Source organism: Roseovarius arcticus (genome assembly GCF_006125015.1).
Classification (GTDB): domain Bacteria; phylum Pseudomonadota; class Alphaproteobacteria; order Rhodobacterales; family Rhodobacteraceae; genus Roseovarius; species Roseovarius arcticus.
Genome location: NZ_SZZN01000001.1, coordinates 1,334,466 through 1,348,641 on the forward strand (window position 1 = coordinate 1,334,466; position 14,176 = coordinate 1,348,641).

The window sequence follows — 14,176 nt, forward strand, 5'->3', positions numbered from 1 at the left end:
CGCGTTTCGGCGCCTGCGGGCCCCAAACATATTTACAAGGAATTTCCTATGTTTAAACAACCGCCCCTGAGCGGCTTCGAAGCGCTGTTCGCGTCTCGCGCTGCCCACCTCTCGGATAGCGATATCCGTCAATTTCCAGACCTGTCACCGGACTTGCTCACACGCCATGCAAAATGGTTTGGCCTGTCTGGCGAGCACCTTGTGGACAGCATTCTGTTGCGCTTCGGGATCTATACCTCGCAGCTGCCAGAAATGCTGCCTGCCGATCGCATCGTCTATCATCCTGATGGCGACCTTCGACTGCAGATCAAAACCTGCTGTCGGCCTAGAAATGGATATTTCCACTTCAGCCTCACCAAGGGGTACCATCGCTCTCCAACCGGCGTGAAACCCTACGCACCGGATGACTTCGATATCGTTGCGCTTGTCGCCCTGTCTGAAAACGTCGTGAAGTTCACCGCGGACCGGCATCAATCTCATCGGATTGCGCTCTCTGAAATCGATCTCCTGCGCCGGGAGCCATGCGTCAGTCTCGAGCGCGCCGTCAAAGACCTAGGCCTATCGGCGACAAGGGTTTCCACTCCCGGGCCGGCACCGGTCCTCAATGATGGGAGGGGCCTATGACCAACAAAACTGAACCAAATTCTACACCCCCGGCAGACTTCCCCTCGGATCTCGCAGGCGCTATGGCACGGAGCCTGTTCGACACTGTGTGGGACGGTATCGTAAAGCTTTCCAGAGCACCTGCAGATCCAGATGATGAGGATTTTATCGCAAATCTGCCGGACGATATGATCCAGTCAGCCGCCGAAAGATCCTGGGAGCGACCGAAAACGCCGCTCGCGGACACCATGACCGAGGCTGAGATTGCGGCGGCGATCAGCGTGGGTGATGATCCTTGGGCGCAATCTTCTCGTGGCTGCGGGCGAGCCTTGCTCAAGGGTGACCCGCCTCCGTCTTTGATCGCGGCGGCCCTGACATTGGAACAACTCGTGGGCAGCGAAGTGCATCTGCAAGACCTATTCTGTCCGGGCAATGTAACGAATTTTGTTTGCCCCACTGGGTCGTTCCTTTGGGCCCTGGCTCAGATCCTCCCAAACGTGATCGAGCACTGGAACGGGTATCTGACCGCAGGAAGGAAGGCAGACCTGCATTGGTATGTTCAAGATGAGGACGATGGAAGCGCGCTTAAAAGCCGTCAGCGCAGGCGGGGCATGCAAGACGCGCGCATCGAACGCAGTCTCGCCCAGGGCGCTTCTGTTTTAATGGTGACCTTCGGGAGTTCACATCCGTCTGATGCCATGAATGCGCTCGTGACACGGACGGTCGCGTGGACTGGCATCACTCCGGAGATCGTGATTGAAACCATGCGCCTGACCCATAGCTCGACAGGGCACTTGGCCACGGCTGAACTCCGCGCCCGGTTGCCAATTGGGGGAAACCTAAAAGCCTTTAGCCCGGCCCAGATCGACGCTGCCTTCGCCGCACCGACGACACTTATGGTCGCTGATCGTCTTGCGGCCATCGCCAAAAAACTCGTGACGCAGATGCCGGAACTGACGCTTGACGCCATTCATGGTCTGAAGGAAGTGCGCCTGTCTCTAGATCGCATGCTGAACGATTTACGGCTCTGGAGAGATGGCGCTCTTTCTTGGTCCGAGGTGGCATCAAGCGCGGTCTTCCATGGTCCGCCTGGCACGGGCAAGACCACTTTGGCCAAAGCCTTCGCGGGGTCTGCGGGTATCCCGATCATCGAGACTTCATATTCTGACTGTCAGAAGCACGGGCATCAAGGCGATATGCTCGCGGCGCTGGACAGGGCCTTCGCAAAGGCGAAAAATGCCGCTCCCGCGGTGCTCTTCATCGATGAACTGGACAGCTTCTCGCAGCGAGACGCTCGACGATCTAACACCGACTATATGCGCGGTGTGGTGAATGGATTGCTTGAACAGATCAACAGGGCGAAAGATACAGGCGGCCTGATCGTGCTTGGCGCGACCAATCACCTGGAAATTGTTGACCCGGCAGTGATCCGCAGTGGCCGCTTTGATCTTAAGCTGCATGTGCCCTATCCCGACAAGAGCGGGCTCGAGGCAATCCTGGCTGCGAAACTGGGGCGAGAACGGGCGGGCGAGCTGCGTCTTGCATCTATCGCAGATCGGCTTTTGGGCCAGTCGGGCGCGATGGCGGAAGCCGTCGTTCGCGACGCAAAGGGGCGCGCCCGGGCGGATCGAACACCGGTTCAACAGCACCATCTCGACAGCGCAACCGGTCAAGTCGTGCCCCGGCTTGATGACGAGATGCTGCGCCGGGCAGCCATCCACGAGTCGGGTCATGTGGTGGTGATGGTCCGGCTTGGCTGGTCTTTTCCAAAACGTGTTTGCCTGACAGCTCAAGGGGGGCAGGTGGACCACTTTCCTTTCAGGATGCTGACGCCCACAACGGCTCAGGAGCGGTTGCAGGTTCTATTGGCAGGTCGCGCTGCAGAGATCTGTGTGTTCGGCAATCCGAGCTCTGGAGCTGGCGCAGGCGAGAAAAGCGATCTTGCCCAGGCGACCAGCCTCGCCCTCGCGATCGAGCGTCAGTGGGGTTTTGGGGAGAGTGGCCTTACTTGGGATGCTGCGACCGCGGACGAGACGTGGCGGGTTCCTGAGGACGTCAGGCACCGCGTTGAGCGGCATCTGCTGGAAGCCGAAAAGAAGGCTCTTTCTCTTGTCGCGGCGAACAAGGCACATGTCCTGGATTTGGCAGACAGACTGATGCGCGCCCGAGAACTAGACGGGCGGGATATCGAACAGTTCATGCAGGATGCGGATGCCAGGAAACCGGCCATGGCACCGGCAAAAGCAGGAAGCAGCGTGCATGACGCAAACCTGCCGGGCTGAACGTGGCTCTGCACATCGCATGAAGATACAAACCCCGCCCGGCGCGAGAGGCGCCGGGCGGGGTCTTGTTAAAGCCCTGCTCTTGATCAGACCTCAGGGCGGTCAGCCACCCAGTCTGAGATGATAGTGCTGCGCCAGCCTATGAGGCGGTCCGTCAGTTGGATCGGGGCCGGAAATGTGCCCGCATTGACGTGTCTGTAAATGGTCGAGCGGCTGAGCCCGGTAATGTCCTGAACGTCTTTTTGTCTTAAAATCCTATCCGTCATTTATGTCCTCTTTCTATTTTTATGAGGCATACTTAACAGAAAATTATTAAACTCAGGTTTACGTTTTGTTCAGGTTTTTCCGCTTACATACGCCGCCCAATCGGTCATGAAAGTCGCGCGCTTCATGACATAGGCCGTGCGATTGTAGGTATCGATGGCGGCATCTCCCTTCCTGACATGGCCAATGCAGGCTTCTGCGATCTCGAAGGGACAATCGGTCTGATCTGACAACCAGGTCCGCAAGGACGCCCGGAACCCATGGGGGCGCGCTGCAACATTAGTCTCCACAAGATGATTTCGCATGGCCATCTTGTTCAAAGGCCCACCTCGCGCATTGGGAAACAGATACCCGTTTTGTTCTTGCTTCTTCGCCAATGCGATCACATGCAAGGCTTCCTGGGACAAAGGCACATCAAACCCGGCCGTATTGGAGGCGCGGCCTTTCACGTGCAGAGGCGGGATCTGCCACATCTCTCCTTCGATCTGTCCCAGCTGCATGTTGTTCACGGAATCTGCCCGCACCCCCGTCAGGATCAGCATTCGCAATGCCAGTTGCACCGGATCGTCATCGGAAAGGGTCGCGTAGAGGGCGGGGACCCCTGACCATGGAAGGGACAGACTTTGTCTGACCGGTTTCTTGTTCTCTCCCAAGAGAATGACCGCTTCTTCGATGACAGCCCGGTTTACAAGGAAGCCTTTGGCCCGCGCATACTTGAATACGGTTCTGAGCCGGGAAAGGGCTTTCTTGGCCGTGACCGGTTTCTCATGCCAGATCGGGGCCAGGGCATGCGCAATGTCGTCCTGATCGATCTTAACAATCGGCATCTTGCCCAACTTGGGCAGAAGATGCAGGCGCAGGGGGCTGACCCATAATCCGTCCGCGCCACCATGCTTCAAGCTCGCCTTGTGTGTGCCGTACGCCTCCCACGCGAGGCTTTCCAGACGACCATCCCGGGAGTTCGACTGCTGTCTCTCCAGACGGCGCTGTTTGACCGGATCAATATCGGCCTGCACCTGCAGGCGGACCCAGTCCGCTTTCTTGCGAGCCTCGCCTAATCCGATCCGCTTGAAAGATCCGATCCCCATTTCCCGTTGACGACCCCACAGTTGAAAGCGGAAGGTCCATTGTGCCCCGCCATCCGCGCGCTTATGGAGCCATAGACCCTGTCCATCGCAGTGTTTTCCCACTGGGAGTGATTTAAGTTGTGCGACTGTGAACACGTTCGATTTTGCCATTGATATATCTCCTTTATTATCTACGATCTCAAGTGACACTGCCCGGAATTTCCCGGAACAGAGTGACACTATAACCCACTGAACCTTAAAGGAACTTTAAGGCCGGTGAGACGTCATGAGACCGCATGACACAAAGAAGATACCCCTCCGGCGGGGATATTTTTAGCAAAAAGAAATGGCGGTTTCTGTTTTCGTTGGCCCGCGCTGTGCTGGCGCCGTTATTGGCGCGACGTTTGGCTGGGCGGCAAGGACAGTCGGCGGACGCTATGCCGAGCAACTGGCCCCGCCCAAAACGCAGAATTTCGCGCAGTGGGGATGGTTCAGCGCCACGTCGCGCTCTGCCTCGGCCAGCGTCTCGCCGAGTTCGAATTCGGGCGCGTAGGGCAGCAGGGTACAGGCCAGCACGGCAGGCTTGGCGGCCCCCTTACGTTTGACCACCATTCGGGATGAAGCGCACATCACGGCATCGGGTGATTTCCCCAAAATATCCCAGCAGGCGGTGGTAATTTCGGGCACCTCTGTTTCCTCGTCCATTTCCGGAAAGAGGACAGTCGCGCCGGGGTCTGCGGCATCGATGTCATAGCCATGCTGCGCGTAAAGCACGGCGTAGCCGGCCCGGCCCTCGGCCTCGCTCTCGCCCCAGACGGTGCGGCCGGCGACGGCCATCCTCACGCCCGAGTCGCGCAGCCAGTCCATACCTTCGATCGTGCGGGCGAACGCGCCTGTGCCGCGCTCCTTGTCGTGCAGCGTTTCGGACCAATGATCGACCGATATGCGGAACGTCATCTTGCCGGGGTAGGCGGCATTCAATTCCTCGATGCCCGCGCGCATGGATTTTCGCATCATCGGCCGCATCGCGTTCGTCAGGATCAATACGTCGTATCCTCGCGCGAGCGCCGCGCGCGTCATTCCGATCATCTGAGGGTTCATAAACGGCTCGCCGCCGGTGAACGCGATTTCGCGCACTGGCCATGCGCGCACTTCGATCTGGTCCAGATAGTCCGCTACCTCGGCCTGTGTGATGTAGACCAGCGCGTCATTGGTGGGCGAGCTAAGGATATAGCAGTTTGCGCATTCGATGTTGCATAGCGTCCCGGTATTGAACCACAGCGTTTCGGCGCGGCTCAGCGCGACATGTGCGCGCGGCTCGCCCTTGGCGGTGTGCAGTGGATCGCGGAATTTACCCGCATTGGGGAGGGCGGGGATAGCGGCGTGTTTCATGGCATCCTTTCGGGAGCTGTCACAATGTTACCTAACGCGATGCCTGCCTTAGGGAAACCCGGGCCTTGGTGTCTGACACAGTTGTGAACGCAGCGCAGAGTGCTAAGGTGCATGCTGACTCAGGAGGCATGTCCATGGTATCGCGCGTCATTCCCGCCCAACCCTTTGATCTAGTGATCTTTGGCGGCACTGGCGATCTGGCCCGGCGCAAGATTTTGCCCGCGCTCTTTCGCCGTTTTTGTGCGGGCCAGATGGACCCGCAGGCGCGCGTCATCGGCGCCGCGCGCGGCGATTTGGACGATGCGGGCTACCGTGATTTTGCGCGCGCCGCGATCGGGGAGTTCGACGATGATGTCTGCTGCGCCGCCGAGCATTTGGACGCGTTTCTAGGGCAGCTGAGCTATGTCACGCTGGACGCGCGCGGCGACGAGGGGTGGGGCGCGCTGTCGGCGCTGCTGGACGGGGCCGACCGGATCCGCGCCTTTTACTTCTCGGTCGGGCCGGGGCTGTTCGGCGATCTGGCGACGCGGATTGAGGCGCATGGCCTGGCCACGCCAGACGCCCGCGTGGTCGTGGAAAAGCCGTTCGGCCGCGATCTTGCCTCGGCGCGCGCGCTGAACGCCGAATTGGCGCGCCATTTTGACGAAACGCAAATCTACCGGATCGACCATTATCTGGGCAAAGAGACGGTGCAGAACCTGATGGCAATCCGGTTTGCCAATACGCTGTTCGAGCCGCTGTGGAATAGCCAGTATGTCGACCATATCCAAATCACCGTGGCCGAATCCGGCGGCGTTGGCACGCGCGGCGGTTATTACGACAAAGCGGGCGCGATGCGGGACATGATGCAAAACCACATCATGCAGCTCTTGTGTCTCACGGCGATGGAGCCGCCTGCGAAATATGACCCCCACGCCGTGCGCGACGAGAAGCTGAAGGTGATCCGCGCACTGTCACCGGCCCAGCTGGGCGATGTGGTGCGCGGGCAGTATGAGGGCACCGATAGCCTGCCAAGTTATCGCGGCGAGGTCGAGGACCAAGACAGCACGACCGAGAGCTTTGTCGCGGTCAAGGCACGGATCGGCAACTGGCGATGGGCCGGCACGCCGTTCTATTTGCGCACCGGCAAGCGGCTGCGCGCCCGCGCCAGTGAAATCGCTGTTGTTTTTAAGGATGCGCCTCATTCGATATTTGGGTCTGACGCGGGGCGGCACCGCAATATCCTGACCATCCGACTGCAACCCAATGAGGGCATAGAGATGGGCGTGACCATCAAGGAGCCGGGACCGGGAGGGATGCGCCTGATCGATGTGCCACTGGACATGACCTTTTCCGAGGCACTTGGCCCAGATGCGGACCTAGTACCGGACGCCTACGAGCGGCTGATCATGGATGTCATTCGCGGCGATCAGACCTTGTTCATGCGCGGCGACGAGGTAGAGGCAGCGTGGGAATGGACCGACCCTATTATCGACGCGTGGGAGGCATCGAATACGCCCCCGTGCCCTTATGCGACGGGTAGCGCGGGACCCGATGACGCATTGGCCCTGATGCACCGCGACGGGCGCCGCTGGCGGGAGATTAAGCCATGAACCTACAGGAATATCCCGACGCCGAAGTTATGGCGATGGGCCTCGCCGATGTGATCGGCACTCAGTTGAACGCAGCGCTTCGCCAACGCGACCGCGCTCTGTTCGTGGTGCCGGGTGGCAGCACGCCCGGTCCTGTCTTTGACACGCTGTGCGGTGCGCGGCTGGAGTGGGAGCGTGTCGACATCATGCCCAGCGATGAGCGGTGGAGGCCTCAGGCGCATCTGCGCTCTAACGCGGGGATGATTGCGGAACGCCTGATGGTGGAAAGGGCGGCATCCGCCACGCTGATACCTCTTTATGTGGCAGATACCTCGCCAGAGGATGCGGCGCCGGGGCTGGCGGCGGCGCTGGCGCCGCGCCTGCCAATTGATGTGGCGATGGTTGGCATGGGCGAGGATATGCACACTGCCTCGATGTTTCCTCGCGCAGCTAATCTGGAGGCGGCTCTGGCCCATGACGCGCCGCTGCTGGTGCCCATGCGGATTGAGGGTGAGCCGGAGCCGCGCATTACGCTGGCCGCGCGCGTCCTGATCGGTGCGATGCATCTGCATGTCGTGATCACTGGCGATGCCAAGCGCGCGGCGCTGGAGCGTGCGTGCGGGATGGACGCCGCCGAGGCGCCCATCTCGGCGCTTTTGCACGATGCCACCGTACATTGGGCGCCCTAAGATGTGGCGCGATCTCAAATCAATGGCAACCACCGCACGCGGTCGCGGCATTGCGCCTCTTTTTGATGGGACGCGCGCCGCGGATTTCACGGTGCGGTTCGATGGGATGCTGCTGGATTATTCCAAGACGTCGATGGATGGCGCGGTGCGGGGTGCGCTACTGGCGCTGGCCGAAGAGCGGGGCGTGCCAGCGCGCCGCGAGGCAATGTTTACCGGAGAGCCGATAAACGAGACTGAGGGCCGCGCCGTATTGCATACCGCGCTGCGCAATCTGTCGGGCCAGCCTGTGATGGTGAATGGCGAGGACGTCATGCCCGGTGTGCTGGCGACCCTTGCGCGGATGCGCAGCTTTGCCGGTTCAGTGCGCAGCGGCGCGTTCAAGGGGGCAGGCGGAGCTATTACCGACGTGGTTAATATCGGGATCGGCGGCTCGCACCTAGGCCCCGATATGGCCGTGCGGGCGCTGATGCCTTATGCGGACGGCCCTCGTTGCCATTTCGTCTCGAATGTGGACGGCGCCGACATCGCGGGCACGCTGGCGGGCCTTGATCCTGCGCGCACGCTGGTACTGGTCGCGTCCAAGACGTTTACCACGACCGAGACGATGACCAATGCCGCAACCGCCCGCGCTTGGATGGCGGCTACGGTGGATGATCCCGGCGCGCAATTTGTCGCGCTCTCCTCGGCCGAGGATAAGGCAGGGGAATGGGGCATCGACCCTTCGCGCGTATTCGGGTTCGAGGATTGGGTTGGCGGGCGCTACTCCATCTGGGGGCCGATCGGGCTGTCGCTGATGATCGCCATCGGAGCAGAGAACTTCACCGAATTCCTGCGCGGCGCAGAGGCGATGGATATCCATTTCCGCAAGGCACCTGCGCAGGATAATATGCCGATGATGCTGGCGCTAACGGGCCTTTGGCACCATCAGGCCTGCGGATATGCGACGCGCGCAGTGCTGCCGTATGATCAGCGGCTGGCGCGGCTGCCCGCCTATCTGCAACAGTTAGAGATGGAATCGAACGGCAAGGGCGTGGCGATGGATGGCCGCACGCTCAACTATGGTAGTGGCCCCGTCGTCTGGGGCGAGCCGGGGACCAACGGACAGCACGCATTCTATCAGTTGATTCACCAAGGTCCCGAAGTGGTGCCGTGTGAATTCATGGTCGCCGCGCGCGGGCATGAGCCGGATCTGGCGCATCAACACGCGCTGCTGGTCGCCAACTGCCTCGCGCAGTCCGAGGCGCTGATGCATGGGCGGGACCTGAACGCTGCCCGCGCATTGATGAAGGAAATGGGATTTACCGGCGCCGAGCAGGAGCGGCAGGCACGCCACCGCGTTTTCCCGGGCGCGCGCCCGTCCACCACGTTGATTTACGATCTGCTGACCCCGTATCGTCTGGGGCAGATCATCGCGCTTTACGAACACCGGGTTTTCGTCGAGGGGGTGATCTTGGGCCTTAATTCGTTCGATCAGTGGGGGGTGGAACTGGGCAAGGAGTTGGCCAATACGCTAGGCCCGGTTCTGGCCGGTAACGTGCCGATGGACGGCAAGGACGGATCAACGCAGCAACTCGTAACTTACGTGCAATCTTCAAACGGTTGATCCGCCCTCTTCGCCTTAGACACCGCCCGCGGGGGAGCGTGCCAATGGCGTTCCGTACGCGCCTCAATAGCTTGTGACGCTAAACCCTCTGCCTAAGCTCGGGCTGTGCAATAGATACGCGTGCAGCCGCCGTAAAGTTTCACGCCGCGCGCGATTTTCTGCCTGATCGTGCGTCATGGCTTGGGGGGGGATGGAACCTTGGCCTACTTCTTGCGTTAGTGCATCGGCGCATGCGTTCTGTTGTTCCGGCGAGAAGGACGACATGCGAGAACGAGAGATAAGAAGGAGTTTTTTAATGAAAAAGTGGATAACTGCGGCCGCCATGACGGCTGTACTGGGCCTTGGCGCATGCGAAAACATGACATCTAACCAGCGTACGGTCGCTGGCGCTGCAGGCGGTGCTGCCGCTGGACTGCTGACCGCCAAGGCGCTTGGTGCTGGCAGTGACTGGCAACTGATCACTGCCCTCGGCGGCGCTGCTGCCGGTACGGTCGTTGCGCAGAACAACCAGCGCAAAGTGTGTGCCTATTCGCGCGGCGATGGCACCTATTACGAGGCGGCCTGCCCGTAAGTTTCGCGACATTGGATTTAGAAAGGCGCGGCAGTTCTGCCGCGCCTTTTTTCGTGTTTGATGGTCATCTAGCCTGCACCAAATCCGTGATCAACGGGAGCGGCATCAACTAGCGAGAAACTTCGCCTTTACCCTCGCAGCACGCTTGGCCCGGCATATTCAGCGGCCTCGCCCAGCATCTCTTCGATACGGATCAGCTGGTTATACTTTGCCAACCTGTCCGAGCGTGCCAGTGAGCCAGTTTTGATCTGCCCGCAATTTGTGGCGACGGCGAGGTCTGCGATGGTCGCATCCTCCGTCTCACCCGAGCGGTGCGACATCACGTTGGTATAGCGCGCGCGATGCGCCATATCCACGGCGCGCAGCGTCTCGGTCAGCGTGCCGATCTGGTTGACCTTGACCAGCATCGAATTGGCGCATCCGCGCGCGATGCCGTCTGCCAGCCGGTCGGGATTGGTCACGAACAGATCGTCGCCGACCAGTTGCACTTTGTTGCCCAGCTCGTCCGTCAGCGTCTTCCAGCCGTCCCAGTCATCCTCGGCCATGCCGTCCTCGATCGAGATGATAGGATAGTCGGCGACCAGCCCGGCGAGGTAGGCGACGTTTTCGCCTGAGGTCAGCGATTTGCCCTCGCCAGTCATTTCATACTTGCCGCCCTTGTAGTATTCGGTCGCGGCGCAATCGAGGGCCAGATAGATATCCTCGCCAGGTTTATAGCCCGCCTTTTCAATGCTTTTCAGAATGAAATCGAGCGCTTGGCGCGCGCTGGCGATATCGGGGGCAAAGCCGCCTTCGTCGCCGATGCCAGTTGATAGCCCGGCGGCCTTCAGCTCGCCCTTGAGCGTGTGAAACACTTCCGCGCCCATCCGGATTGCCTCGCGGATATTCTCTGCCGCGACCGGCATGATCATAAATTCCTGAATATCGATGGGGTTATCTGCATGCTCGCCGCCGTTGACGATGTTCATCATCGGCACTGGCAATAGACGCGCGGACGTGCCGCCGACGTAGCGATAAAGGGGCTGGCCGGTGTAGTCAGCCGCCGCTTTCGCCACCGCGAGCGATACGCCGAGGATCGCGTTCGCGCCCAGACGCGACTTGTTGTCGGTGCCGTCCATTTCAATCATCGCCAGATCGATCGCCACCTGCTCGGTCGCGTCGAAGCCGTCGAGCGCATCTGCGATCTCGCCGTTGACGGCATCAACGGCGTCCAGCACGCCCTTGCCCATGTAACGGGCCTTGTCGCCATCGCGCCGCTCGACCGCCTCATGCGCGCCGGTGGATGCGCCCGACGGCACAGCGGCGCGGCCCATTGTGCCGTCCTCTAACGTGACGTCGACCTCAACAGTGGGGTTGCCCCGGCTGTCGAGGATTTCGCGTGCGTGAATGTCGATGATGCTGCTCATGCGTGGTTCCTTATGGATGACAGTGCTTTGCGATGCGTTTAGCAAAGCTGCGCAGTAAAGGGAAATACCCCCGAGGCTATAGCGGCCCGTTGGGCTTGGCCTGCCGGAACGCGCGGCGGGCCAGCCGCTGTTCGCGGATCAGGGTATAAAGGCCGGATGCGATAATTATTGCCGCGCCGATCAGCGTCCACACATCAGGCCGCTCGCCCAGCAGGGTCATGCCGATGATCAGAGCAAACAGCAGCCGCGAGTAGCGAAATGGCGTGACAGCGGCAATTTCGCCGATGCGCATGGCGCCAACGATGAAGTAATACCCCAAAACGCCAAATATCAAAGCCCCCAGTAGATAGGCCCAAGCCAACAATCCCGGCATCGCAGCGCCGCCTTGAATGGCCAGCATAACCGCTCCGGTCGGGACCATAGTACCGAACGCATAGCACGACAGCTGCATCGACGACACGTGCGACGGAATTGCCCGCGTTGCCAGATCGCGGATGGCAAGGCCGATCACTGATATGACCGCAAAGACCGACGAGATGTGGAAGGCATCCAAGCCCGGCCGCACGATCAGCAGCACCCCGGCGAGGCCCACCAGAATGGCTGACCAGCGCCGCCAGCCCACCTGCGCACCCATAAAAAGTGCGGCGCCAAGCGTGACCGCCAGAGGTGTCGCCTGAAGGATCGCCGAAACGGTTGAAAGGTCCGCAAGCGCCAGCGAGGTGACATACGTGACCGCCGCGATAATCTCGCCCAAGTTGCGCAGCATGACGGGGCGGCTCAGCAATACCGGGCTGATAAGGCGGGTGCCTTGGGCGCGCGCGGCGACGGCGAACACTGCGCATCCAGCGCCGCCCAGCATCATCAGAATTTGCCCAACAGGCATGTCCTGCGACAGCAGCTTCACGAAGAGATCCTCGATAGCGAATCCCGCCATCGCCAGCACCATCAGCATGCTACCGCGTAGGTTATCCATCAGAGTGCCCTTTCCGGGACAAATCAGGCGCGCAATTTCACCCAGACTGGAACGTGGTCCGAAGGCTTTTCGCGGGCGCGCACGTCGCGGTCGATCTGGCAATCCTCCAGCAGGTCCGCACACTGAGGGCTTAGCAGGAAGTGGTCGATGCGAATACCGTCATCGCGATTCCACGCGCCCGCCTGATAATCCCAAAAGCTGTAGTGACCGGGGCCGTGCGTTTGCGCGCGAAACGCCTCGGTAAAGCCGAGGTTCAGCAGTCGGCGAAAGGCGGCCCGCGTCTGGGGCAGCGCCAGAGCATCCTCTTGCCAGACCTCAGGGCGCTTTGCGTCCTCGTCCTGTGGGATCACGTTGTAATCGCCGGCCATTAAAAACGGCTCCTCCAGCGCCAGCAGGGCAGTGGCGCGGGTCTGCATCCGCTCCATCCATGCCAGCTTGTAGTCATACTTTGGCCCTGGCACCGGATTGCCATTCGGCAGGTAGAGGCCGCAGACGCGGATCGCGGTGTCCCCTATCACCGTCGCCTCGATCCAGCGCGCTTGGTCGTCGCTTTCATCGCCCGGCAGACCACGCGTGACATCCTCAAGGGGCAGTTTCGACAGGATCGCGACCCCGTTAAATCCCTTCTGCCCGTGCGTCTCGACGGTATAGCCGCGATCCTCGAAAATCTCGCGGGGGAACGCCTCGTCAACGGACTTGATCTCTTGCAGCAACACCACGTCGGCGCCTGCCTCATCCAGCCAATCGGGCAGGGCGTTTATGCGGGCCTTTATGCCGTTGATGTTGAATGTGGCAACTTTCATGGGGCTGTCCTCGCGGTCTGTGATGCGCCGCTACTCTATCGCCTAGCGGCGCGACAGGGGCAAGCAGCACATGGCGGCGAATCGACGGCGGATGGGATGGTCTCAAGATACCGATTCCATCTGTCGCGAATCGGGACACACGTAAAGGTTGTGTTGTAAACGACTGTTTCAAGATCAGAAACATGCCTTAAAACACCCAAATTACCCCTGTGGATAAGTTTTTTTGCCTACCAAGAATAGTCAAGAGTCCGTGCATCTTAGGCCATGTTCTTGATTTTCAACCATGGAGAGAACTCGCCTTTAGGTTGAAAAATGTCTTGGCAGTTTTGCGGCGAGGTGCCAGCCTTTGGGGGTCTGAAACATAAATCTGGGGATTAAAAAAATGACAGCACAACTCAAAGTTGAAGCAACTCTCGCCGCCATCAAAACAACACACACTGCCAACCTGCATGACGGCGCCGCGACCGAGATGTTCACATCGTCCATGGCGCCGAGCATGACAGCCGACATCTCTGCCGGCGATGCGGTGCAAATGTTCACTTCGTCGATGGCGCCCAGCCTGCGCAGCGACGTGTCCGCTGGCGACAATGTCGAGATGTTCACTTCGTCCATGGCACCTTCGGTTCGTGCCGATGCATCAGCTGGCGATAACGTCCAGATGTTCACTTCGTCGATGGCCCCTTCGGCCCGCAGCGACGCATCTGCCGGCGACAACGTTGAGATGTTCACATCCTCGATGAGCCCTGCAGCAACAGCCGACGCCGTCTCGGGCGATGCGGTTCAGCTCTTTACCTCGTCGATGGCACCTGCCGTGACAGCGGGCGAAGCTGTGGGCGCATTCACGTCCTCAATGGCACCTGCGGCCGAAGCGCGCGAAGGCGACGCTGTCGAAATGTTCACCTCGAGCATGTAAGACCAGCCTCCGAAACGCAGCAGAACGGGGCCTTGTGCC

13 protein-coding genes are annotated in these 14,176 nt (G+C 60.3%); 7 read left to right on the plus strand and 6 right to left on the minus strand.

What is annotated here, in order from left to right:
• Positions 1–48: 48 nt before the first annotated feature.
• Entirely contained in the window at positions 49–624 is a 576-nt protein-coding gene (locus MK6180000_RS06275; RefSeq protein ID WP_138933958.1) for a hypothetical protein, read from the plus strand.
• Positions 621–2,885, plus strand: coding sequence for an AAA family ATPase (locus MK6180000_RS06280; RefSeq protein ID WP_138933959.1), 2,265 nt, complete (start codon positions 621–623; stop codon positions 2,883–2,885). The genes MK6180000_RS06275 and MK6180000_RS06280 overlap by 4 nt, the downstream gene beginning before the upstream one ends.
• Before the next feature lie 86 nt (positions 2,886–2,971).
• Here MK6180000_RS06280 and MK6180000_RS06285 read toward each other — a convergent pair whose 3' ends face one another.
• The 3 genes from MK6180000_RS06285 to MK6180000_RS06295 all read right to left on the minus strand — a co-directional run bounded on the left by MK6180000_RS06285 (position 2,972) and on the right by MK6180000_RS06295 (position 5,608).
• Positions 2,972–3,151 carry a helix-turn-helix transcriptional regulator gene (locus MK6180000_RS06285; RefSeq protein WP_138933960.1) on the minus strand — a complete coding sequence of 60 codons (180 nt, stop codon included), beginning with the start codon at positions 3,149–3,151 and terminating at the stop codon, positions 2,972–2,974.
• A 69-nt stretch (positions 3,152–3,220) separates the two neighbouring features.
• Positions 3,221–4,387, minus strand: a complete 1,167-nt coding sequence (locus tag MK6180000_RS06290) for a tyrosine-type recombinase/integrase (protein ID WP_138933961.1) — start codon at positions 4,385–4,387, stop codon at positions 3,221–3,223.
• Positions 4,388–4,651: 264 nt separating this feature from the next.
• Positions 4,652–5,608 carry a radical SAM protein gene (locus MK6180000_RS06295; RefSeq protein ID WP_138933962.1) on the minus strand — a complete coding sequence of 319 codons (957 nt, stop codon included), beginning with the start codon at positions 5,606–5,608 and terminating at the stop codon, positions 4,652–4,654.
• 134 nt (positions 5,609–5,742) lie between these two features.
• Here MK6180000_RS06295 and zwf point away from each other — a divergent pair, with 134 nt between their 5' ends.
• From zwf to MK6180000_RS06315, 4 genes are all read left to right on the plus strand, one after another.
• Positions 5,743–7,200, plus strand: a complete 1,458-nt coding sequence (gene zwf, locus MK6180000_RS06300; protein ID WP_138933963.1) for a glucose-6-phosphate dehydrogenase — start codon at positions 5,743–5,745, stop codon at positions 7,198–7,200.
• Positions 7,197–7,868 (plus strand): 6-phosphogluconolactonase, encoded by a 672-nt coding sequence (gene pgl, locus MK6180000_RS06305; protein WP_138933964.1) that lies wholly within the window; start codon positions 7,197–7,199, stop codon positions 7,866–7,868. The genes zwf and pgl overlap by 4 nt, the downstream gene beginning before the upstream one ends.
• A gap of 1 nt (position 7,869) precedes the next feature.
• The gene (pgi, locus tag MK6180000_RS06310; RefSeq protein WP_138933965.1) at positions 7,870–9,471 is read left to right on the plus strand and encodes a glucose-6-phosphate isomerase; all 1,602 of its coding nucleotides are present in this window, start codon (positions 7,870–7,872) and stop codon (positions 9,469–9,471) included.
• A 295-nt stretch (positions 9,472–9,766) separates the two neighbouring features.
• Positions 9,767–10,042 (plus strand): glucose-6-phosphate isomerase, encoded by a 276-nt coding sequence (locus MK6180000_RS06315; RefSeq protein WP_138933966.1) that lies wholly within the window; start codon positions 9,767–9,769, stop codon positions 10,040–10,042.
• Between the two features lie 128 nt (positions 10,043–10,170).
• Here MK6180000_RS06315 and eno read toward each other — a convergent pair whose 3' ends face one another.
• The 3 genes from eno to xth all read right to left on the minus strand — a co-directional run bounded on the left by eno (position 10,171) and on the right by xth (position 13,224).
• Positions 10,171–11,448, minus strand: coding sequence for a phosphopyruvate hydratase (gene eno, locus MK6180000_RS06320; protein WP_138933967.1), 1,278 nt, complete (start codon positions 11,446–11,448; stop codon positions 10,171–10,173).
• 76 nt (positions 11,449–11,524) lie between these two features.
• Positions 11,525–12,421 (minus strand): DMT family transporter, encoded by an 897-nt coding sequence (locus tag MK6180000_RS06325; RefSeq protein ID WP_138933968.1) that lies wholly within the window; start codon positions 12,419–12,421, stop codon positions 11,525–11,527.
• A 23-nt stretch (positions 12,422–12,444) separates the two neighbouring features.
• Positions 12,445–13,224, minus strand: a complete 780-nt coding sequence (xth, locus tag MK6180000_RS06330; protein WP_138933969.1) for an exodeoxyribonuclease III — start codon at positions 13,222–13,224, stop codon at positions 12,445–12,447.
• Positions 13,225–13,606: 382 nt separating this feature from the next.
• Here xth and MK6180000_RS06335 point away from each other — a divergent pair, with 382 nt between their 5' ends.
• Positions 13,607–14,137: a DUF6749 family protein gene (locus MK6180000_RS06335; RefSeq protein ID WP_138933970.1), complete on the plus strand. Its 531-nt coding sequence runs from the start codon at positions 13,607–13,609 to the stop codon at positions 14,135–14,137.
• Positions 14,138–14,176 lie beyond the last annotated feature (39 nt).